18 protein-coding genes, 1 pseudogene and 1 riboswitch are annotated in these 20,748 nt (G+C 64.1%); of the genes and pseudogenes, 6 read left to right on the forward strand and 13 right to left on the reverse strand.

The features are described 5' to 3' along the window. The first annotated feature begins 1 nt into the window (after position 1). From M1R55_RS31810 to M1R55_RS32305, 5 genes are all read left to right on the forward strand, one after another. Positions 2 to 136, forward strand: a complete 135-nt coding sequence (locus M1R55_RS31810) for a hypothetical protein (protein WP_256566022.1) — start codon at positions 2 to 4, stop codon at positions 134 to 136. 80 nt (positions 137 to 216) lie between these two features. Then, positions 217 to 372 carry a hypothetical protein gene (locus M1R55_RS20825; RefSeq protein WP_249395324.1) on the forward strand — a complete coding sequence of 52 codons (156 nt, stop codon included), beginning with the start codon at positions 217 to 219 and terminating at the stop codon, positions 370 to 372. A gap of 51 nt (positions 373 to 423) precedes the next feature. Then, positions 424 to 1,245 carry an SDR family NAD(P)-dependent oxidoreductase gene (locus M1R55_RS20830; protein ID WP_249394888.1) on the forward strand — a complete coding sequence of 274 codons (822 nt, stop codon included), beginning with the start codon at positions 424 to 426 and terminating at the stop codon, positions 1,243 to 1,245. Further along, positions 1,242 to 2,366 carry an FAD-binding oxidoreductase gene (locus tag M1R55_RS20835; protein ID WP_249394889.1) on the forward strand — a complete coding sequence of 375 codons (1,125 nt, stop codon included), beginning with the start codon at positions 1,242 to 1,244 and terminating at the stop codon, positions 2,364 to 2,366. The genes M1R55_RS20830 and M1R55_RS20835 overlap by 4 nt, the downstream gene beginning before the upstream one ends. Positions 2,367 to 2,495: 129 nt before the next feature. Next, positions 2,496 to 2,768, forward strand: coding sequence for a carbohydrate kinase family protein (locus tag M1R55_RS32305; protein ID WP_371827250.1), 273 nt, complete (start codon positions 2,496 to 2,498; stop codon positions 2,766 to 2,768). A 253-nt stretch (positions 2,769 to 3,021) separates the two neighbouring features. On the opposite strand, the pseudogene M1R55_RS20840 reads toward M1R55_RS32305, so the two are convergent. The 12 genes and pseudogenes from M1R55_RS20840 to M1R55_RS20895 form a co-directional block, all read right to left on the reverse strand. After that, positions 3,022 to 4,216 (reverse strand): annotated as a pseudogene (locus M1R55_RS20840) (IS3 family transposase). Between the two features lie 162 nt (positions 4,217 to 4,378). Further along, entirely contained in the window at positions 4,379 to 5,797 is a 1,419-nt protein-coding gene (locus M1R55_RS20845; protein ID WP_249394890.1) for a cobyric acid synthase, read from the reverse strand. Next, complete coding sequence (locus M1R55_RS20850; protein WP_249394891.1) at positions 5,790 to 6,812, reverse strand: histidinol-phosphate transaminase; 1,023 nt, start codon at positions 6,810 to 6,812, stop codon at positions 5,790 to 5,792. The genes M1R55_RS20845 and M1R55_RS20850 overlap by 8 nt, the downstream gene beginning before the upstream one ends. Continuing rightward, the gene (cbiB, locus tag M1R55_RS20855; RefSeq protein WP_249394892.1) at positions 6,805 to 7,692 is read right to left on the reverse strand and encodes an adenosylcobinamide-phosphate synthase CbiB; all 888 of its coding nucleotides are present in this window, start codon (positions 7,690 to 7,692) and stop codon (positions 6,805 to 6,807) included. Before cbiB ends, M1R55_RS20850 begins: the two co-directional genes overlap by 8 nt. Beyond that, positions 7,689 to 9,011, reverse strand: a complete 1,323-nt coding sequence (locus M1R55_RS20860) for a cobyrinate a,c-diamide synthase (RefSeq protein WP_249394893.1) — start codon at positions 9,009 to 9,011, stop codon at positions 7,689 to 7,691. The genes cbiB and M1R55_RS20860 overlap by 4 nt, the downstream gene beginning before the upstream one ends. Beyond that, complete coding sequence (locus M1R55_RS20865) at positions 9,008 to 10,711, reverse strand: VWA domain-containing protein (protein ID WP_249394894.1); 1,704 nt, start codon at positions 10,709 to 10,711, stop codon at positions 9,008 to 9,010. Before M1R55_RS20865 ends, M1R55_RS20860 begins: the two co-directional genes overlap by 4 nt. Then, positions 10,708 to 11,496 carry a class I SAM-dependent methyltransferase gene (locus M1R55_RS20870; RefSeq protein WP_249394895.1) on the reverse strand — a complete coding sequence of 263 codons (789 nt, stop codon included), beginning with the start codon at positions 11,494 to 11,496 and terminating at the stop codon, positions 10,708 to 10,710. Before M1R55_RS20870 ends, M1R55_RS20865 begins: the two co-directional genes overlap by 4 nt. Then, positions 11,493 to 15,809, reverse strand: a complete 4,317-nt coding sequence (locus M1R55_RS20875) for a cobaltochelatase subunit CobN (protein ID WP_249394896.1) — start codon at positions 15,807 to 15,809, stop codon at positions 11,493 to 11,495. Before M1R55_RS20875 ends, M1R55_RS20870 begins: the two co-directional genes overlap by 4 nt. Then, positions 15,806 to 16,501 carry a nickel transporter gene (locus M1R55_RS20880; RefSeq protein ID WP_249394897.1) on the reverse strand — a complete coding sequence of 232 codons (696 nt, stop codon included), beginning with the start codon at positions 16,499 to 16,501 and terminating at the stop codon, positions 15,806 to 15,808. The genes M1R55_RS20875 and M1R55_RS20880 overlap by 4 nt, the downstream gene beginning before the upstream one ends. 14 nt (positions 16,502 to 16,515) lie before the next feature. Then, a complete protein-coding gene (gene cobO, locus M1R55_RS20885) occupies positions 16,516 to 17,130 on the reverse strand; it encodes a cob(I)yrinic acid a,c-diamide adenosyltransferase (protein ID WP_256566023.1) in 615 nt (204 codons plus the stop codon). After that, positions 17,127 to 17,999, reverse strand: a complete 873-nt coding sequence (locus tag M1R55_RS20890) for an ABC transporter substrate-binding protein (protein ID WP_249394898.1) — start codon at positions 17,997 to 17,999, stop codon at positions 17,127 to 17,129. Before M1R55_RS20890 ends, cobO begins: the two co-directional genes overlap by 4 nt. A gap of 156 nt (positions 18,000 to 18,155) precedes the next feature. After that, positions 18,156 to 18,271: riboswitch (cobalamin riboswitch) on the reverse strand. Positions 18,272 to 18,489: 218 nt separating this feature from the next. Further along, positions 18,490 to 19,473 (reverse strand): IS110 family transposase, encoded by a 984-nt coding sequence (locus tag M1R55_RS20895; RefSeq protein ID WP_249394899.1) that lies wholly within the window; start codon positions 19,471 to 19,473, stop codon positions 18,490 to 18,492. A gap of 284 nt (positions 19,474 to 19,757) precedes the next feature. Here M1R55_RS20895 and M1R55_RS20900 point away from each other — a divergent pair, with 284 nt between their 5' ends. Continuing rightward, complete coding sequence (locus M1R55_RS20900) at positions 19,758 to 20,270, forward strand: hypothetical protein (RefSeq protein WP_249394900.1); 513 nt, start codon at positions 19,758 to 19,760, stop codon at positions 20,268 to 20,270. 23 nt (positions 20,271 to 20,293) lie between these two features. On the opposite strand, the gene M1R55_RS20905 is transcribed toward M1R55_RS20900, so the two are convergent. Beyond that, the gene (locus tag M1R55_RS20905; RefSeq protein ID WP_249394901.1) at positions 20,294 to 20,518 is read right to left on the reverse strand and encodes a hypothetical protein; all 225 of its coding nucleotides are present in this window, start codon (positions 20,516 to 20,518) and stop codon (positions 20,294 to 20,296) included. Between the last annotated feature and the right edge of the window lie 230 nt (positions 20,519 to 20,748).

Below are 20,748 nucleotides of genomic sequence, written 5' to 3' on the forward strand. Positions count from 1 at the left end.
TGTGCGGCGTCTCGAAGGCTTCTACGTCGTGTTCAGTGCTGAGCTGAACCGCAGTGACAATGGCCGCCTGCACGCCCTCCACCGGGTGCTGCGGGACGACCTGATCCTAGGTGTGACGGATCTCTATACCCGGTGAGGAGACCGAATGGGCATCCGGCTTGAGGGGCCAGATGTGCCGGGGGGCAGGTGATCAGTGAAGCCACGCCACACCGCGCGGTGCAGGTCACACCTGCTGGGCAGCCCACCTTGCTGCTCGGTGACCGGGGCCGCATCAGTGGGTACCAGAAGCCTACCGTCATTCACCCACAAGACCTCCCCCTGGCTGCCCAATCAACTTGTTCATTTTCGGCCCTACGTGTCTGGCCAGGCTGAGAGTTGGCCGCGCCGCCGGTTCATACCTGCATGAGGTTTAAGGAGATACATATGACAAACGCTGTTTCTAACCGCTTTGACAACCGTGTGGTACTGGTGACGGGCGCTGCTGGCGGGATCGGCCGCGCTGTGGCGGAGCGTTTTGCCCGTGAAGGCGCCCAGGTGGCTGTGAATGACTTGAGTGAAGACGCGGTGCGAACAGTTGTGGACAGCATCACGGCGGCGGGTGGACGCGCCCTGGCAGTGCCAGCGGATGTCTCGGACGCGGTGCAGGTGGACGCCATGTTCACACTCGTCGAAGCAGCCTTCGGTTACGTGGACGTGCTGTACAACAACGCAGGGCTGATCGACACTAACCGGCATTTTCTGGAGGGTGACGAGAGCTGGTGGGACCGGATCATCCAGGTGAACCTGAAAAGCGTGTTCTTGTGTTCGCACCGGGCCGCCCGGGTTATGGCGCGGCGTCGCAGGGGCGTCATCATCAGCACGTCGTCTGGCGGCGCGACCCGCGCCCACCGTGGGAATGTTGCTTACGACGCCACGAAGGGCGGGATTGAAGCCATGACACGTGCCATGGCCCTGGACTTGGCGCCTTACGGCATCCGGGTCAACGGAGTGGTGCCGGGATTTATCAACACGTACGGCCTAACGGAGGAGCAGCTCCGGGTGCGTGAGAAGACCGTGCCACTGGGGCGTTATGGCGTGGCAGAGGATATGACAGGGGCCGCACTGTTTCTGGCGTCGGATGACGCAGCATATGTGACTGGGCAGTTCGTTTCGGTGGACGGCGGCGTACTGGTGCAGCAGCGCTCAGCGAACGTCGACACCTTTCCTGTGGAGGGCTTTCCTGTGGTCGAGGCTGACCTCACATGACGACCGGCATGAGCTGGGACGTGGCGGTGATCGGGGCAGGCATCATTGGGGCAGCCTGCGCGTGGCGTCTGGCCGAGCGGGGTTTAAAGGTCGTGGTGCTGGAGCAGGGCAGTCCGGCGGGCGGGTCGACCGGCAAGAGCGCGGCGGGTGTCCGTGCCCAGTTCACGTCGGAAACCAATATCCTCCTGTCGAAGCACAGCATTGAGGAGTACGCCAGCATGCCAGAGGCCGGGTACCACCCAGGCGGCTACCTGCTGCTGGTGCCTGAGGCGCAGTGGCCCAGCTATCAACTGGGGGTGGATCTTCAGCACAGGTTAGGCGTGCCGACCGAGCGCCTGACCCCCACAGGAGCTCAGGTGCATGCCGAATTTCTGCCGGATGGGTTGGGAGGATGCACGTATTGCGGCACAGATGGCCACGTGGACGCCCACGGGCTGACGATGGCGTATGTGAACCGCGCCCGGGAGCGTGGTGCACGCTTTCTATTGGACACCAGGGTGACTGGCATTCAGCGGTTCGGCGAGATCTGGCGGCTGACCACGTCAGCGGGAACGGTGCAGGCTCCATTGCTGGTCAATTCGAGTGGAGCCTGGTCGGGGGAGGTGGGCGCGTTGGCAGGTCTGGAAATTCCAGTTCAGCCGGCGCGGCGGATGGTGTTTACTACTGCGCCGCTGAAGTTGCCCCGACCGCTGCCGATGATCTTCGACCTGGAGAGCGGTGTATGGCTGCGCTCAGAGGGGAACCGGATTATCCTGGGGCGTGCGAACCCAGCAGACGTGGGGTGGCGGGAAGGCATGGAGTGGGACTGGCTGGAGCCCACGCTGGAAGCAGCCATGACGCGCTTTCCGTGGCTGGAGATGGCTTCGCTGGATCGGCATGCCAGCTGGTGGGGGTATTACGAAGTGACCCCTGATCATCAGGCCATCGTGGGCCAGATGCCGGGCGTACAGGGGTGGCTGAATGCCTGTGGCTTCTCAGGGCACGGGGTAATGCATGCGGCGGCCATCGCCCGTGTGATCGCGCAGGAGGCTCTGGGGGAGACGCCCTTCATTGACCTCTCACCACTCCGGTACGAACGGTTCAAACGGATGCCGGGGGGCCTGACCGATATTCAAGTCTGAAAACTTTTATCTACCCGTTCGCGCGGAGGTCGCAGGTTGGTTGCCCTACATGCACCATCTTCTGGTGAACGAGGCAGCAGTGTCTGGCCAGCTGACCCTGAAGCGGCAGTGCGGCAGCTGGCTCAGCACATGCCACTCGGGAGCACTGTCGTAGTGACACAGGGAGAGCAAGGTGCTCTGGCCTTACAGAACGGCACGCTGTTGCAGGTGCCAGCCCCGGAAGTTCTAGTCGTGGATCCCGTGGGGGCTGGGGATACCTTCAATGCGGCCTATCTCGATGCCGTGCTTCAGGGACATAACCAACGTTTGTCGCTGACGTTTGGTGTGCAGGGGGCGGCTTCCCATGCAGTGTTTAGCGAGAGGCGCCACGTTCTCCCTGTGGCCTTACGCAACCCTACCTGATTTCAACTCAATTGGGACGAGTTCGCAGGACCAGCCGAGACCAGACGACTCAACCAGAAACGAGCGTTCCAGACGTGGGCTGCAGTCGCAGCAGGGGAGTCTAAGGGTCAGGCTACCCCTGCCCTCAGCTTGCCAGGAGCCGAGTTGAGGCAACACAACCTGTCTGAGCCAAGAAGAGTCGTATTCCGCAGAACATGCCAGCGTCTATGTAGAAGGTCGACGAGCGTTCTATAACGCCCACAGGCTACATTCTTCACTGTCCTCCCAAACGCTCGAACTCGTGTGGTGTCAAGTCGTTCAGGGTTGAGTGCCGTCGGCGTCGATTGTAGAAGACCTCCATGTATTCGAAGATGGCTTGCCGTGCTACAGCTCGGCTGTCGAAAGGAGCTGTTTCCAGCAGTTCCCGTTTCAGGGAACTGAAAAAGCTTTCCAGAACGCTGTTATCCCAACAATTGCCCGTACGACTCATGCGCCCCTGCGCACCCATGCGCGTCAGTTCAGCCTGAAAAATTTTACTGGCGTATGGACTGCCTTAGGTCGCTGTGATGGAGCAGGCCAGGCGGAGGTTTCCTTGTCCCCCCCGCCATTTGCAAGGCTGTGAGGGGCAAGGTGGCTGGCATGTGCGCTTCCATGGCATGACCCACTCCGGCCCGTGAATGCAAGTCGAGTGTCACCGCCAAGGACAACCAGCCCTCTTGGGTGGGAATGAACGTCAGATCAGAGGCCCACACCGTGTTAGCGTGCTGAACGGCAAATTTTCGGTCAAGCACATGGGGACAGACCGCACAGCTCTGTTCGCTATCGGTCGTTCGCACGAATCGTCGCTTTCCCTTGGCCTGCAGACCCCCAGCCCGCCAGGGGCGCAAAATCCGCTTTCGAGAAATTCATTGTCCTTCCGCGCAGATCGGCTTGAAGACGTGGTGCACCGGAGCGCCCTTTGCTGGCCTGATGAAGCTCACGGAGGCGCTGCTCCAGCAGCGCCATGAAGCTGTGCGTGTGGTGACGATGGCCTTCTTTGCCAGCTGTAAAACGCGCTGCTGGACACGTCCAGCACCCGGCATAACATCTTCACCGGGGATGCACTGCGCCATGCGTAGACAAACGCGTATTTCAACGTGGGGTCCCTCTGGCAAAGAAGCGGGCAGGCGTGCTCAAGCGCGTCCGTTCTGCCCAAGACAGGCCGCGGCTTTTTTTTATCTCACGCTCCTGACGCAGGATTTCGTTTTCTTTCCGCAGGCGCTTGAGTTCCCCCTGTTCAGGTGTCAAGCACTGACGACCTTGACCAGGAAACGCTTGATCACCGTTGTGCTGGTCGGCCTTCATCCACGTTCTCAAGGCAGATCATCCAATCCCGAGGTCACGAGCGGTGCCTGCGATGTTCTCGGCCAGTTGGGCGCGAGCCAAGCGTCTCGCTTGAACTCGGCAGTAGATGTTTTGCGCTGGGTCATGGGGTGCCTCCGCGTGAATCGGGGCTGAACTCCATGGGTGCAAAACTGACTCACCTTCAGGACGAGTTCGCTGCGCTGTGGCTGGCTCAATCGGCTTCACCTTCTGTACCCTCTATCTGAGCCGAGTCTCTACTCGAAGTCGTCCATACTTTGGGGGCCAGCCTAGGGTGTTTGGCTTCCGGCCAACCGCTCTATCAGGGGCCAGTCGAGGCTAGACTTCACCCGCGCGGCAACAGCGTCTAAGCGGGCATCTAGACTCTCCAGAGCCGTGGGGGTCGTCAGGCCTGCCCAACCCAGAAAGCGTTCGAGATATGCAGGATCTTCCAGTAAGCCGTGAAGATAGGTGCCGCGCACGTTGCCCTGCCGCCATAACAGTCCAGGCGTAAGCGTCTGTACCTGCGGGCCAGCCTGTGTGCGGCCATGGTGAATCTCGTAGCCGTGGAGGGCCAAGCCCGTTTCGGGGTCAGTGAGGCTGGTTTGCACCGTTACCTTGTCGGCGGCAAAGGTGGTGGTCAGATCCAACAGGCCCAGACCCAGGATCTTGTGACCCGACTCCACCCCAAGTGGATCGTGCAGAGCGCGGCCCAACATCTGAAGTCCCCCACAGATGCCCAGTACGGGCACGCCGCTGTGGGCCAAGCGGGTGACTGCACCGGCCAGCCCAGTGGCCCGCAGCCACGCGAGGTCAGCCGCCGTGCTTTTGCTGCCCGGCAAAATGACCGCCCGCGCTCCTTCCAGTTCGGCAGGTGTGGTGACCCAGCGGGCCAGGTCGCCCAGCAACGCGAACTCATCCAGATTGGAGACGCGGGGCAGACGGGCGATGGCCACAAAGCCCTCTTGAGAGGCATGAGGGCGGCGTGCCTCGGCCCACACTCCATCCTCTTCCGGCAACGGAATATCGAGCATCGGGACGACGCCCACCGTCGGTACGCCTGTCTGGGCTTCCAACCACTCCGGCGCAGGAGACAGGAGCGCCGGGTCTCCCCGGAAGCGGTTGAGGATAAAGCCCCGCAGCAACGCCCGTTCCTCGGGAATCAGGCAGTGCCACGTGCCCAGCAGGTGAGCAAACGCCCCGCCCCGGTCGATATCAGCGGCCACGAGGACAGCGGCCTGAACCTCACGGGCCACGCGCATATTGACGATGTCCGAAGCCCGCAGATTCACCTCGGCGGGACTGCCTGCTCCCTCAATCACCACCACGTCATAGTCAGCCATCAGGCTGTGTAACGCCGCCTGCACATGCGGCCACAAATGCACTTTGCGTTCTCGCCAGGGCAAGGCCGTCATCTCAGGACTGACCTTGCCCAGCAGCACCACCTGCGAACGGGTGTCGGCTTCCGGTTTGAGCAACACAGGGTTCATCCGCACGTCAGGCACCACGCGGGCGGCGCGGGCCTGCACCAATTGGGCACGGCCCATTTCCAGCCCGGCAGGCGTGACCCCGGCGTTGTTACTCATGTTCTGGGCTTTGAAGGGAGCCACCCGGTAGCCCTCATTGCTAAGCGCCCGGCACAGAGCCGCAGCCAAGTAACTCTTGCCCGCATTGCTGGTACAGCCCTGAACCATGATCGCTTTAGCCATGCGTTTCTCCTTTAGTGCACAGAACATGCGGCAACTGCTCTATCAAAACGGCGTTGTCGGCAGCAGTCCTGGTTGAAATTCGCACATAGTCCGGCAAGCCGTAGCTGGTGCAGTCGCGCACCCGCAGGCCGTGGCTGAGCAGTTGAGCCGTCACCGAGGCCGCGTGTCCGGTGTGGAGCAGCACATACGGCGTGCCGTGATGTTCCACCGTGCCGAAAGCGGCCAGTGAAGCCGCCAGCGCCGCAGCGTTCCGGGCCACCTGGGGGAGGGTGTGGGTCAGAAAATCTTGGGCTTCAGGCAGGGCCGCCAGCAACGCTGCCGTCCCTGCGGGCAGGTGCCAAGCGGGAGCAAGGTTGTCCAGTCTGGCGACCACCGCCGGAGCCGCCAGCGCGTATGCGGGCCGCGCCCCCACCAAGCCATGTGCCTTGCCCGGCGACAGCAACCGCACCACGTGGGCATGTCGGGGGGGTTCGGGGGCCAGCGTAAAGGGCGCGTAAGCTTCATCCACGATCAAGAGGGCACCGGTGGCGGCGCACATTTCGGCCAGCTTGTGCAGCGCAGAGGCGCTCAGGGTGCGGCCCGTGGGGTTATGAGGGTGGCCCACGTAGACCAGAGCCGCCGTTGAAGGCAGCCGCTCTGGCCACTGCGGCACAACTTCTACCTGTGCCCGCCCCAGTGCAGCGGCGCGGGCCAGTTCGCCAAAAGGAGCGTACAGGCTCAGCAAGGTGTCCTGCGGCCCAAGAAAGGCCCGTGCCAGGCGGTGCAGCAAGTCGGAGGCTCCTACAGAGAGCGCCACCTGATCGGGCGTCACCCTGTGCCAGGCCGCAAGACGCCCGCGTACCTCGGAGTAACTGGGATCAGGATAGTGCGCGTGGTCGGCACCGCGCACCGCCTGAAGCAGCGCGGGATTGGGGCCGTATGGGTTGGCGTTCACGCTAAAGTCCAGCCCCGTAAACGCCGCCGAGGACGGCCCACCGTGGGGCGCACGGGGAATCAGGGGCGGCAGTTCAGGCACGCTGGCTCCTGGGAAGGCACAGCAGGGCCACTACCGCCAGGATCAGGGTGCGCCGAGCCAGGGCCAACGCACGCGGGAGGTCGCCGGGTTCTGGTGCGCGGCCTTGTGGATTGAGCACATAAACCCCGCGTTTATCGAGGCGCAGGCCAAGCACGCCAGCAAACGCACTCATGGGGTGCCCAGCATTCGGACTGGTCGTGGCACGGCGGTCACGGGCCCAGACCTTCCACCCCTGAGCACCCGCTGGTCCCGCCGAGAGCAGCGTACACACCGCGGTCAGCCGGGCGGGGGCCAGGTTCAGCAGATCGTCCGTGTGGGCGGCGACCTTGCCGGGCCATTCCAGCGCGGGGGTGCGGTAGCCCCACATGGCGTCGGCCGTATTGGTCAGGCGGTACGCGGCGGCCAAGGGCAATCCCCCCACACGGTAGGCGAGCAGGGGAGCCACCACGCTATCTGAGAGATTTTCGGCCAGACTTTCAATGGCTGCCCCAGCCACTTCAGAGGCGCTGAGGGCGGCGGTGTCGCGGCTGACCAGGTGCCAGGCCAGCCGCCGCCGGGCTTCGGGAAGATTGCCCTGACGTAGCGCCACATGCACCTCATCCACTGCCGCAAACAGCGCTCGCCGGGCCAAGAGCGTTTTGAGGACAGCGGCCTGAAGGGGCCAGGGAAACCGCTCTGCGAGGAGGCCCCCGCTCGCGGCCAGCCCAGCTCCCAGAGCCCAACCCGCCGCCCCCTGCGCCAATTGGCCTGCGGGGGAGGAACCGTACCATCGTTTGCGGGCAGACCCCAAATAGTTGCCCATCCAGACCACGGGGTGCCAGCGGGACGGCGGCTCGCCCAAGCTATCCAAGGCCAAAGCCAACAGCAGCGTGCGCCTCATCCGCAGGCCGCCACAAACCGCGCGGCCAGCCCCGGATCAGCCCCCAGATGCAGGTGCAGGTAACTGGCCAAGACGTTGCCGGAGGCGTAGCCCTCGGTGACCCTGCTTCCGTCCCGCGCTGTCCAGGAGTAGGCGGGTTCGGTAGGTGCATGGGCCAGCACCGAATGATGGAATTCATGGCCCCGCAGCGCCGTTCCTGCCGGAGCCAGCACGGTTCCGTGCAGGGCGGTGGCGTCGCGGTAGCCCAGAGTCAGACCCGGCGTCATGCGGGTGCGGTAGGGCACCACCCCACACATCTCGAAGACCTGCCCTGCCCCATCTTCCAAGGTTTCACTGAGGTACATCAAGCCGCCGCACTCTCCGACCACCGGGCGACCTGACGCCGCGAAGGCCCGCACCGCGTCCCGCATGGAACGGTTGGCGCTCAGGGCCGCCGCATGCGCTTCGGGATATCCACCGCCCAGCAGCAGGCCGCCAATGCCCGGTGGCAGCCCGGCGTCATGCAGGGGACTGAACGGCACGAGTTCCGCGCCCGCCAGGCGGAGCTCATCCAGGGCATCCGGGTAGTAGAAATGAAAGGCTTCATCGAGCGCGTAGGCCAGCCGTACACGCGGGTTGTGGGCTGCCGGAACATCTGGCAGGCCCAGAGCTGGTGCTTGTGCAGCGGCCAGCAGTGCGTCCAGCCGCAGATGTCGGGCCGCATCCAACGCCGCCCCCTCATCCCAACTGGTCAGTTCGGCACTCAGCAGCCCCAAATGCCGCGAGGGCAGGTGCAGCGCCTCCGTGCGGGCCACAAACCCCAACACGGGCAGGCCTATCTGCGTCAGCGCCGCTTCACACAGAGCCGCGTGGCCTGCTCCACCCACCCGGTTCAGAATGACCCCAGCCACCCGCAAGCCAGGCCGGAAATCACGGAGACCAGCCGCCACAGCCGCCACGGTACGTGCCATCCCGCCTGCGTCGATCACCAGCACGACCGGCGCGTCCAGCAGCAGCGCCAGTTCGGCTGTGGAATGCTCGTCGCTGAGGGGGTCACGGCCATCGTACAGGCCCATGACCCCTTCCAGAATGCTGAGGTCGGCGCTCTGGGCTGCGCGGGCAAACAATTCGCGTGTGCGCGACTGGCCCAGCAAAAACGAATCGAGATTCCGGGCGGCCAGCCCGGCGGCGCGGCTCAGATGGGTAGGATCAAGGTAATCCGGCCCCAGCTTGAACGGCTGCACCCGCAGGCCGCGTGCCCGGAACGCCAGACACAGCAGCGCGGCCACTGTGGTTTTACCACTGCCCGAATGCGGCGCGGCGATCACCAACCGCTTCACGCGGGCTCCAGGACTTGCAGGGTGGCCCCCAAGATCCGGGCCAGCTGCGCAGCGCGTCCCAAGCGCACTTGCCCGGCTTCGGTGTCCACAACGAGGGCTGCCTTGCCGCGCAGACCCGCCGCCGCCGTCAGCGTGTCTGTCCAGGGGTCGGAAGCTGGGGTCAGCGGCACATTGGCGCGGCCATCGGTAAAGAGCACCAACTCGGCAAGACGCTGGCCCGCCAGCAGGTCGGCGGCCAATTGCAGGGCGTGGGCGAGGGGCGTGCGCCCCCCCGTCGGCGCGGTGCGGATGGCGTCCTCGGCAGCGGCGCGGTCGGTCGTCCAGTCCAGCAACAGGGTGGCTCCAGTGCCCCGGAAGACGATCAGGGCTGCGCGGTCGCGCCGGGTGTGGCCGGTCAGCACGTCCAGCAGCGCGGCCTTCACCGCGCCCATTCGTCCAGACGTGCCCACGCTGCCGCTCGTATCGGCCACGAACAGCACCCGCCGTCCGCCGTCCTCGGGAACGGACGTGTGAATATCTTGGGCCGTAAGTTGGACGCTGCCCCGTCCCAACGCCGAGCGCAGGGTGGCCGGGACATGAAGCTGCGTGGCTTGAGGGTTTGGCACCGCCCGTGTACCGCCGTGCTGGGAACCCGCCTGCTGTTGGGAGCCGCGCAGCGGAGTCTGGTTTAAGGCCAGCGGCGCCGAGATGGCGGTGGGCGCAAAGATGGTGTCCGGGGGACTCGGCTCACCCGGAGGTGGAGAGGCTGGAGGCTGCTGCGCTGAGGTTTCCTTGGCTGAGTTACCTTGGACTGGATTTCCCTGCGCCGGGTCTCCCTGAGTCGGTGGGGACGAGGGTGGCCGACCCACACTTTGCCGGTGAAGCAACGCGAAAGGCGCGACCCGGTGCAGGTCGGCAGCGGTGACATCGCTGCGTTGTTCCAGTGCCGCGCAGGCCCGCGCCGCCCGGTGCAGCACCAGATCGGCACGCAGGCTCCGCACTCCTGCCTCGCTGCTGAGGGTGGTGATGGTTTCGAGCAGCGCGTCGGGCACAGACACGTTTGGGAAACGGTGCCGGGCCGACACGAGCCGCTGCCCCAGCGCCACTTGCGCCTCCTGCCACTGCTGAACAAAGGCTGTGGGGTCGGCCTCGAAAGCCATCCGCCGCCGGATGATCTCGGCGCGTTCGGCGGGCGCGTGCGGGGCCGAGACCTCGACACACAGTCCGAACCGATCCAGAAATTGGGGGCGCAACTGGCCTTCTTCGGGGTTCATGCTGCCCACCAACGCAAACCGGGCGGGTTGTTCGGCACTTAGAGTATCGCGCTGCACCCTGACCACGCCCATTGCCGAGGCATCTAGCAATAGGTCGACCAGATGGTCGGGCAGCAAGTTCACCTCATCGATATACAGGAGGCCGCCGTCAGCCTGCGCCAGCAGCCCAGACTTGAGACGGGCCTCGCCGCGCAGCGCTGCCTCGAGGTCGAGGGTACCGATCACGCGGTCTTCGGTCGCGCCCAACGGCAAATTGACGAACGGTGCAGGCAGGTCTGGCCCGGAGGGAAGCAGCAACGCCAAACCGCGTGCCGCCGTGCTTTTCGCCGCGCCCCGGTCGCCCCGGATCAGCAGGCCGCCCACACTGGGGGCCACCGCCAGCAGCGACAACGCAAAGAGCAGTTCTGGCTGATGGGCCACGGCAGCCAGCGGATAATCGGGGGTCACAGCGACGCCTTCCGCACGTGCAGCACGTGAACGTCGAATGTCCAGTGGTAGAGCCAGCCCTCCGGCACGGCGGTCAGGTGAGGGCGCAGAACCTCCAGCGCCTCCGCGTCTGGGAGCGGAAGACGGGCCTGGGCCAGCAGGGCAGCCGTATGAGGAAAAGTCAGTTCGCGGTTCTCCTGAATTCGGTGGACGTGCGGTTCCTCCCCCAGTGCTTGCAGAGCGCGGCGCAGACTGGAAGCCCTGTGGGGGCGCGGCTGCCCCTCTAGTCGGCGGCGCAGGGTCACGTGGGGACTGCCCAGCCCGTCGTCTTCCAGCAAAAACAAGTCGCGTCGGGCGAGGCGCAGCAAGCCTGTCAGCGCCCCGCGCAGATCGGGCAGATACGCCAGCGACCAGGCGCTCAGCACGGCGTCGTGTGAGGACAGGTCGGAGCCGTGCAAGGCGTCTCCGAGGGCTTGGCAGCACAGGCGGACATGCGCGGGCGGCCCTTTGCCACGCAGCACGGCCAGCATGTCGGGCGAGTGATCCAGCGCCGTCACCTGCTGCACTACATGGGCCAGCGGCAGGGTCAGGCGGCCCGTGCCCGCGCCCACGTCCAGCAGCGAATGTGCGCCGCCCAGCCGCTCCCGCAGCCACGCCACAGTATTCGGGAGCGGCGGCTGGCCCGCGTCGTAGCCAGCGGCTTTTTCACGCCAAAACGCCAGGTCGCGCTCAGGCTGCCACCGTCCCGAGCGCACGGTTCGCACCTGGGTCTCCCACTCGTCAAAAACGTTGGTCTGGAGGGTCATCCGCCCACCCGCGCCTGTTCGCCGCGTTCTTCCAGCAGCCCTTCACTCTCGGCCAACAGGTTTTGCAGCGCCCCTAGTGTGTCGGGCGCGGCTTCCCACAATCCGCGCCCCTCGGCTTCTAACAGGCGCGTGGCGATAGCATTCAGCGCCCAAGGATTGCTGGCCTTCAAGAACGCCTGATTCACAGGATCAAGCGCGTAGGCCTGCGCCACCCCCTCATACATGAAATTGTGGGCAATTTGGGCCGTGGCGTCGAAGCCGAACAGGTAATCCACGGTGGCGGTTTGCTCCAGACCGCCCTTGTAGCCGTGTTGACGAATGCCGCTGAGCCACTTGGGATTGACCACCCGCGAGCGGTACACCCGCAGGGCCTCCTCGCCGAGGTCGCGCACCCGGACACGCTCAGGGTTGGCCGTGTCTCCAAAGTAATGCCTTGGCTGAGCGCCGGACAGACTGCGTACCGAGGCGATCATGCCGCCAAAAAACTGCAAATAGTCGTCGCTGTCAAAAATATCGTGCTCCCGGTTGTCCTGGTTGTGCAGCACCAGTTGCGTGGCCCCAAGGCGAACGCGGAAATCTTCGCGGGCATCGGTGCCCTGCTCGGCGGCTGTGTAGGCGTAACCGCCCCAATTGACAAAGGTTCGGGCAAAATCGGCCTCATTTTGCCAGTTGCCCTCGTGAATCAGGTCGAGAATGCCCGCTCCATACGTGCCCGGCGCACTGCCGAACATGCGGAAGGCCGCCCGCGCCTCCGCTTCCTCGGTGGGCAGATCGGCCAAGCGGCCCCGCAGGTCAGCCAGATAATGCTTGCGGGGAAAGTTCAGCTCTTCCGGCTCGTCGGCGTGCATGGCCTGTGTAAACGCGTCGTCCAGCAGCGTGATGAGATGCGGAAACGCGTCACGGAAAAAGCCGCTGATCCGCACGGTCACGTCAATCCGTGGCCGGCCCAACTCTCCGAGTGGAATCAGGGACACGCCCTCTAAGCGGCGGCTCTGTGGATGCCACACGGGCCGCGTGCCCAAGAGAGCCAGAATTTCGGCCACATCGTCGCCCTGGGTACGCATATTGCTGGTGCCCCACACGCTGATGGCTACGTGTTCCGGGTACTGACCCGCTTCCTTCTGGTGACGCTCCAACACCTCGTGCGCGAGGTTACTGCCCACTGTCCACGCCGCCTGCGAGGGCAGCGCCCGTGGATCGACAGCGTAAAAGTTGCGCCCTGTAGGCAGAATGTGCGCTTGCCCGCGTGAGGGCGCGCCGCTCGGCCCAGCAGGAACGAACCGGCCTGCCAGCCCGGCGATCAGGTGCGTGATTTCGTCGCTGGTGGCCTCCAGGTTGGGCTTGAGACGCTGGCAGGCATAGGCGAGCGTGTGCGGCAAGGTGCCGGTGTCGCTGCGTCCCCCCAGCGTCAGGGCAAGCACCTCGGAGATGCTGGCAGGATCGAAGTGCCGCTCCGAGAGCAGTTGATAGAGGTGCAACGCCAATTCGTCCAGCAGTTCTAGGGCGTCGGCGTGGGTTTGTACCGGACGGCCCGCCAGTCCACTCAGGTCGGCGCGGATGTCCAGCCGAGCACCAGGCCGGTCAAGAAGCTCCGGGAGATTCAGGCCCAGCACTCCAGCCAGCCCATCCAACAGGCCCGGCACGCCGATGTTGGCCAGCCGGGTCAGGGCGCGTAGCATCTCGGGCATGGCTTCACCCTGCGGGGCCTGACCCAGTGTGTGCAGGCCGCCCCGAATCTGCGCCGCGCCCAGTTCGCACAGGTAGCCGTCAATGTCTTCCAGCAGATGCGCCACGTCTGCCCCGTTCATCTCACTCAGCGTGACGGGCAAGCCCTCTTCCGTAAAGGTCTCATCCCAATCATGTACGTGGTCGCCGTGATCGCGCCGCAACATGGCCCCCAAATCGGTGCCCAAATCTGCCTGCTGTACCAGCGCCCAAATCTGGCCCTGAAGCAGCGGCAGCTTGCTGGGATCAAGGAGTTCGAGTTGGTAATACTCATCGACCAATGCCGCCAACTCGGCCAGTGGGCCGTAGGTGTCCGCCCTCGTCAGCGGCGGCGGCAGGTGATCCAAAATGGTGGCGTGGGCGCGGCGTTTGGCCTGCGTGCCCTCACCAGGGTCGTTGATGACAAAGGGATAGAACAGCGGGAGGTCGCCCAGCAAGCTGTCGGGAAAACAGTTGGCGCTCAGGCCCACGCCCTTGCCGGGCAGCCATTCCAGCGTGCCGTGCTTGCCCACATGCACCAAGGCGTCTGCCCCAAACCCGCCCAGCTCGGCAGGTTCACGCAGCCAGCGGTACAGCGCCGCGTAGTGGTGGGTGGGCGGCAAATCGGGGGTGTGATAGATGGCGTCGGGATCCATGCCGTACCCACGCGGCGGTTGCAGGGCCACGAACACCTTTCCGAAGGTCATGCCTGCCAGGCACAGTGCGCCGTTATGGACGTAGGCCACGCCGGGCGGCGGCCCCCACTGCGCCGTCATGCGCTGGCGCTGCTGGTCAGGCCATTCGGCAAACCAGCGGGCGTACTGCGCCGCCGGAATGTGCGCCGCCGCCTGCGCCAGTTGCTCCAGCGTCATCACGGTCTGGTCGTAGTTGCTGCGCTCGATCAGCCCGTGTATGAGGGCGTCGGAGGTTTCAGGAAGGTGGCCCACATCGTAGCCTTCGTCCTTTAGGGCACGCAGCATGTGCAGCAGCGACGCGGCCGAATCCAGACCCACCGCGTTGCCCACCTGCGACGCCTTGGCCGCCGAGTTCGTGAAGATGAACGCCAGCCGCTTGTCCCCGTTGGGTTTGTGTCTCAGCCGGGCCAACCGCACCGCGATTCCGGCCAGGCGTGCGCTGCGCTCCGGGTCGGCCACCAGCCGCCGGGCCCCGCCCGCTTCCTGCTCCTTGAAAGCGAAGGGCACGCCGATAATCCGCCCATCGAATTCTGGCAGAGCCACGTTCATAGCGGTATCGAGGGGGCCTAGACCGCGTGAACTCGTTTCCCAGGGGCCGCGTGCGCCGCCCAAGGTGAGGCCCTGCACGACTGGCAGGCCCAGCCGCAGGAAGGCCGACGCGCCGTCGTCTTCCCGTCCAGTGTGCGTGCGGGCCTCGGCCATCGCAAAACTGAGGGTCGAGACCACGGCGTCCACCTGACCACTCAGCAGAGCAAAGGCGTGTGGGTCGCCCAAAGCGTCAAGGTCTTTGAGGCTGGTGGTAAACACGGGCAGCGCGTCGGCTCCCGCCTCGTCCAGCGCCGCGACCAAGGTATCCACAAAGGCGGTGTTGCCGCTCAGGGCGTGCGCCCGGTAAAACAAGATTCCCACCGCCGGGCGCTGCGGGTCACGGTAACGGTGCCAGTCGGCCAGCGTAGCTCCTTCGGGCAGGTCGGGGTGATAGAGACCGTGCTCGGCCAGGGCGTGCGGCGGCTGTGCGCCGTACCCGGTGAGGCGCAGCGTGTCGGACAAGGAAAGCAGCAGTTCACGGGTGTTCGTCCAGCCGCTGGCCGCCAGGTACGCCAGCGCCGTGTCCAAGGTGTGGAGCGGCGCTGCGCTTAGCCGCGCCAACTCCGGGTCGGGTTCGTTGGTGCCGCTGACCATCAGCAGGTATTGACCGGTCGCGGCGGCATGTTGCCGGAGACGCTCACCGCCGGGCAGCGCACTAAACTTGCCGTGCAGGCGCACCAGCACCACTTCCGCTTGCCCCACGGCACCGGCCAGCATCCCCTCCATCTGCGCCTCACTGCGAATGCTGCCCAGCGCCACACCTGTAACTGGCCCGAAGTCATCCGGCAAGGTTTCTCGGGCGGCCTGAAGATTGAGCAGGTCGGTATCGGCGTGACTCAGAACAGCAAACCCGGCGAGGGGACGGTCTGAAACCTCAGCTCTGTTGAGCTGACCCGCCGTGGGCGCCGAATTGGAGGCGTCCCAGGTGTAATAGTTGAAGGTGTACTCCAACAGGTCGGGCGGTGGCGGGAGGTAGCCGTCCGCCTCCAGCATGGTGCTGATGTACTCGAAGATGGCCCGCACCAGCCAGGGGTCGTTGACTGAGTGAAACCACACGTCGTGCCCGTCGAAGACCAGGTGGGCCACGTTGGAGAGCAGGCACGGTCCCAGACAACCCGACCTGGTGAGGTGCACTTGATTGCGCAGTTTGCGCCGCGTCCACTCTTCTGTGTAGGTCGCGACGGGAGCTTCGGCATAACCCTTGTCTGTGCGCCCACAGCAGCAGCCGTGAAAACAGTAACTCAGGTGTCCACGCCTGCGCACCACATTGATGGTTCGGCCATCGGCCCGCACAATCCGCTGACGCGGCACACTCGGGCGGCTCATGCGGATTGCAGGGGGGCGCGGCCTAGACGGCTCCAGACCCGCAGGGTTATCAAGGCGGCAAAGACCATAAAGCCCAGGGGATTGGCGACGTCGCCCAGGTTCACGCCAGCAAAACCGCTCAGCGCAAAGGTCAGCGACAACACGACGACCATCCACCCCATCACTTGTGAGGCAAGCCGCGCCCGTTGAGGATCGGCCTGCTGACCACGCTGGAGTTGAGACGCAAGCACGCCGTCAACGCCGTCGGTGAGCACCATACCCAGGGTGAACACCAGCCCCAACACCAGCGGCGGCACACTCGTGCTCAGGGACAGCGCCGAGAGCTGCGAGCTGGTTTCCATGCCCACCGCCAGCAGCAGGCCCATTAAAAAAGGACTGGTGGCCAGAAAGCTGCGGCCCGGCGTGAGGTGCCTATGGAGTTGAGCAGATGCGGGGCGCAGCAGCCTCCAGAGATTCAGCGCCGCTACACCCAGAAACAGGTAGGGGGCCAGCCAGCCCAAGCCGAATTCCTCGCCCAGACGTCCGACCATCAGCGCCAAAATGGTGACGACCAGCCCGTGCCCCAGCCCGAACAGTACCCCGTTCCAGCGGCTGGGCCGCAGCCGCGAAAACCCGTCGATGGCTGCCAGATGATCAGCGTCCATTCCGTGCCGCAGACCCAGAACGAACACCAAGGCCAGCGTCGCCAACATGCCTTCCCCTTCCATCAGTACTCGATCCCCTGTTGACCGCCAATCCCGGCCTGATAGGCGTGCTTGACAGGCTGAATCTCGCTGACCGTATCAGCCAGTTCAATCAGCTCGGGCAGCGCGCCCCGTCCGGTAATGACCACATGCAGCCGTGGGTCGCGGGCACGCAACACCGCTTCCACTTCGCTCCAAGGCACCCAGCCGTATTTCAGCGGATAGGTGAATTCATCCAGCACGATCAGGTCATACTCGCCGCTCAGGATGGCTTCCCGCGCCAGAGTCCAGCCGTGGGCCGCCAACTCCGCCGAATTCTCGAGGTCTTTGCTGCGCCATGTCCAGCCGTCCCCCAGCCCCTGATAGGGAATCTCCAGCTGATCGAGGGTGCGGTGTTCTCCAAACTTGGCCGTGTCGTGCTTGAGGAACTGAAACATCTTGGTGTTCAGGCCCCGGCCGTGGGCCCGCATCATCAGGCCCAGAGCGGCAGTGGTCTTGCCTTTGCCTTTCCCGGTATTCACGATGAGGAGTCCACGCCGCCCTTTGCTGATGCCCCCGCGTTTCTTGTAGTTGTCGCGCTGCTCGGTCAGTTCGCGCATGGCTTGTGCACGCCGCTGTTCGGTCGTGGGGTCGGTCATTTCAGCGCCTCGGGGTGTAGAAAGCGGATCAGGGTGCGCAGGGCCAGCGGCAGGCGCGGGCCGGGCCGCGACAGGGCGTCCAGTTCCTCTTTGTTGGGCTGGTAGACCCGGCCCCCCTGCACCGCCGTCAGGCTCAGCCAGCCGGGCCGGGTGCGGGCGTCACTCAGGGCTGGGCCGATGATGACTCGCGGGTTGCTCCTGACGATCAGTTCGGGGTCGAGCTTGGGAAAGTCACCCAGGGAGGCGGGCACGATGGTGCGCCCGCCCGCCTTTGAGATGAGGGCGCCGATGAACGAATTTGGCCCCACCGAATACGGCGAGGGATCGATTTCGTAATAGGTGCTGAGTTTGGGCAAGGTCAGTACCGTCTGCTGAAGGGCGTTCAGCTCCGTCCGCATGGACGTCACAAGGCGGGTCGCGCCGTTCTCACGGTTGGTCAGTTTACCCAGCACCGCAATTTTTTCAAAGACCTCGTTGTAGGTCTGGGCGGTGCCGCCGTATACAGTCAGGCCTGCTTGCGCCAGTTTCTCGGTCAGCCGTGATCCGGCAGATTCGTCGGCCAGCACAAGGTCGGGCTTGAGTGCCACGATGGCTTCAAGATCAGGTTGGTAGGCGCTGCCCACTTTCGGCAGGCTGCTCACGACAGGGGCGGGATAGCTGCTGAAGCGGTCGACCGCCACCAGCTTGTCGCCTGCTCCAATAGCCACCAGCGTTTCGGTATGAGAGGGCAGCATGGAAATGATCCGCTTCGGCTCGGCCTTCAGGGTGATGGTGCGGCCCAGGTCGTCTGTGACCGTCAGCGGGTAACGGGTGGCAGACGCGGAACTCAGTAGGGCAACAACAGGGATACAGAACAGAACACAGCGCATGACGACTCCAACGGGCAAAGGCGAAAACAGCTGGAAGTGGGCCAGCCTGAACAGCCCACTCCGGCCGGGGCCGGAGTGGGCTGTATCTGGGCCGGAACAGGACCATGACAAACCTCGACTCGTTGGTGGCCCTCTAATGGCGAGAGGTGCCCACCAGTAACAGTGGGCCTCCCTGAGAGGCATTCGGGCTGACAGACCAAGTCTGATTACCGTTGCGCGACAGCGCCGGAATTGCACCGGACTTCCCCTACCTCAGGTTGCTGGAGCCTAACAGAAAATGCGGAGGGCAGGATCAACCAGTGAGCGTGAGACGGACTCCGCTTCATTCCGTCACAACCTTAAACCCCACCACTTGCAGCTCCAGTTCGCGTAGCCCGTCCTCTTTCTGACTCGCTCCGCTCGGATTGAATTCTAAAATCCTAGATAGGGTGTCGCGGATGGGTTGTCAAGTCTTTGGCGGGGCAGTTGTCGGTGTTGGGCCAGCTCCGTCTTAAGCACGACAAAAATCATCTTGGTAGGGTTGCCCGGATTTCACCACCGCCAATCCGGTGGTTAATAATTTACGTCCCAGCGCGACTAACGCTACTTTGGCTGGCTTGCCGGTGTCCCGTAAATGGCGATAGTAGGTTCGCATTCGGCTGTGTGATTTTGACGCTCCCAAGGCCGAGAGATACGCGATCCGTCGTAGGCGGGCGTTGCCGGTCTTTGAAATCCGTCCTTGACCACGTTTGGATCCCGATTGGTGGGGAGAGGGCGCCATCCCTGAAGCAGCTGAACGTTCTCGCCCTGTTTCGAGCTGGGCAAATCCCACTGTTTCTGCCAAGATCGTTGCTGCAGACACAAAGGCAAACCCCGGCACACTTAGCAGCAACTTCAGTTGCTGCGACAACCGTTCATCAGCCTCGATCAGCGCACGCATCGCGGCCTCAATCTCTCCGACCTGCTGAACCATGAGGTCTAACCGCTGCTGGGTGAGCTTCACGACGATCTCCGAAGCATGATGGGCGTCTTGTAACGCTTGAAGGTGGTTCTGCTCCTGAGTCCGGCGCACGACAACGGCTTCCCGTTCCCGAGTGAGCTGCTTGAGGTCACTCAAGGCGGGGCTGGGCGGCGTCCAGCCGCTCGGATGCATGACGACCCCATATCGCGCGATCAGCTCCGCGTCCATCGCGTCGGTTTTCCCCCGGCGCAATACGGAACGGGCAAAATACTTGATCTGCGCGGGGTTCACCACACTCACGACACTACCGAGCGATTGAAAGTGGTGTGCGCAGCGCTCCCAATACACATTGGTGGCCTCCATCACCACGTGAAGCTGTGCAGGTTCAGCCCACTTGCGAACCCAGTCGCTCAACTGTTGAAGTCCGGCAGGTGTGTTGGCCAAGGGGCCACGCTGACCGAGCGAAGTTCCGGCGGCGTCCTGCAGTTGAACGAACAGCTCTCGTTTCCCAACATCAATGCCAAGCACCAACATGCTGCACCTCCTGAGATGGGCGAAGCGTGTCAGGCACAGTCTTTCTCGGCACTGTTCTTGTGGTGCAGGCTCTTCGGCCTCGGATAGGGTTCAGCGTTGCAGAGAAAGAGCCCAGGTCGGCCAGATCTAGGACGCGGCCTTGGAAGGCTGGAAAAAAGCACTGGCTTGTTGACCTGGGATAGACCTGACCATCCGGAGTATGACGGATCTGGCCCAACACACAAAAAAGAGCAGGATTCAATCCGAATCCCTATGGCTCACCCCACAGCCCGTATGCTCGGCGAATGCTCCTTCACTTCCAGAACGTCATTGCAGCAGCCTTACCTTCGGAGAACACGCTTGGGGCGCGCTTGGCTACCCTAGACGCCCGCGATTGGGCGGGAGTCGCCGAGCATTTCAGTGCCCTGCTGCCTGAATTTGGCGCCGTGATCGCGCTCCCCAGCGCCACGCACCTGGCCCCTGTGCTGGGACAGGCCCGCGGCGTCCCGGTGCTCCAAGCCACACTTGAAGCATCCAGCGGCTGCTGGACACTGCTGGGCCCTGTTCAAGCCGTCACGGACAACGTGGTCGTGATCTCCGAACAGTTGACGGACGGTGTGGCCGAACTGGAAGTGCTCTTGCTGGCCGCCGTTCAGCACCTCACTGTGACCGCGGTGGTGGTGGGTGTCGAGCGCTCCCCAGCGGGCGGCCGCACCCGGTTGGAACTGCAGGGGGTGACCGTGTGGTCGGCGGTGCAACTGGCCCAGACCCCCAAGGGCTGGGTACTCGAGCGCCGCCGTCTCTCAGCTGAGCGGTAGGGGAAACCCCAAGCCAGGCGGACTCAGGCGGCGTTCACGCGGGTCTGAATCAACATCAATTTGCTGTTGAGTTCATTGAGTTCGATCCGGAGGGTGCGTTGGCTTTGCTTGTTGCCCTGCCAGAGGGCGGCGCTCAGCCGGGCCTCGGTGAGCGCGATCTGCCGCTGCAGTTCCGCCTGAACCTCATGAAGCTGAGGGCGGGTCAGCGGTAAGCCTTCGAGCCACAAGCGCCAGTCACTTTCTCTCATGGCGTGGGAGAGTGAAGCACAGGACACGGGCGAGGGCAGGGGTTCATGGCTCAGCGTAGCGGGACGGGCCTGACGGAACTCTTGCACCCTGCCGTGGAGCGCGAACACCCCAAGGCATGCCCCCATCCTTAGTACTCCAGTTGCAGTGAAGAGCGTTAGCGTGAGGAATGTCGGGCTACCACACTCTGCCTCAACCCCGTCAAGGGTCGGCTGGCTTGGAGTGGAGCAAA

The organism is Deinococcus sp. QL22 (assembly GCF_023370075.1).
Classification (GTDB): domain Bacteria; phylum Deinococcota; class Deinococci; order Deinococcales; family Deinococcaceae; genus Deinococcus.

Excerpts from the sequence above, each read along its gene's own strand:
- M1R55_RS20830 (WP_249394888.1), top strand. The coding sequence starts at position 424 with ATGACAAACGCTGTTTCTAACCGCTTTGACAACCGTGTGGTACTGGTG.
- M1R55_RS20835 (WP_249394889.1), top strand. The coding sequence starts at position 1,242 with ATGACGACCGGCATGAGCTGGGACGTGGCGGTGATCGGGGCAGGCATC.
- M1R55_RS32305 (WP_371827250.1), top strand. The coding sequence starts at position 2,496 with ATGCCACTCGGGAGCACTGTCGTAGTGACACAGGGAGAGCAAGGTGCT.
- M1R55_RS20845 (WP_249394890.1), bottom strand. The coding sequence starts at position 5,797 with ATGGCTAAAGCGATCATGGTTCAGGGCTGTACCAGCAATGCGGGCAAG.
- cbiB (WP_249394892.1), bottom strand. The coding sequence starts at position 7,692 with ATGAGGCGCACGCTGCTGTTGGCTTTGGCCTTGGATAGCTTGGGCGAG.
- M1R55_RS20870 (WP_249394895.1), bottom strand. The coding sequence starts at position 11,496 with ATGACCCTCCAGACCAACGTTTTTGACGAGTGGGAGACCCAGGTGCGA.
- M1R55_RS20875 (WP_249394896.1), bottom strand. The coding sequence starts at position 15,809 with ATGAGCCGCCCGAGTGTGCCGCGTCAGCGGATTGTGCGGGCCGATGGC.
- M1R55_RS20880 (WP_249394897.1), bottom strand. The coding sequence starts at position 16,501 with ATGTTGGCGACGCTGGCCTTGGTGTTCGTTCTGGGTCTGCGGCACGGA.
- cobO (WP_256566023.1), bottom strand. The coding sequence starts at position 17,130 with ATGACCGACCCCACGACCGAACAGCGGCGTGCACAAGCCATGCGCGAA.
- M1R55_RS20890 (WP_249394898.1), bottom strand. The coding sequence starts at position 17,999 with ATGCGCTGTGTTCTGTTCTGTATCCCTGTTGTTGCCCTACTGAGTTCC.
- M1R55_RS20895 (WP_249394899.1), bottom strand. The coding sequence starts at position 19,473 with ATGTTGGTGCTTGGCATTGATGTTGGGAAACGAGAGCTGTTCGTTCAA.
- M1R55_RS20900 (WP_249394900.1), top strand. The coding sequence starts at position 19,758 with ATGCTCCTTCACTTCCAGAACGTCATTGCAGCAGCCTTACCTTCGGAG.
- M1R55_RS20905 (WP_249394901.1), bottom strand. The coding sequence starts at position 20,518 with ATGAGAGAAAGTGACTGGCGCTTGTGGCTCGAAGGCTTACCGCTGACC.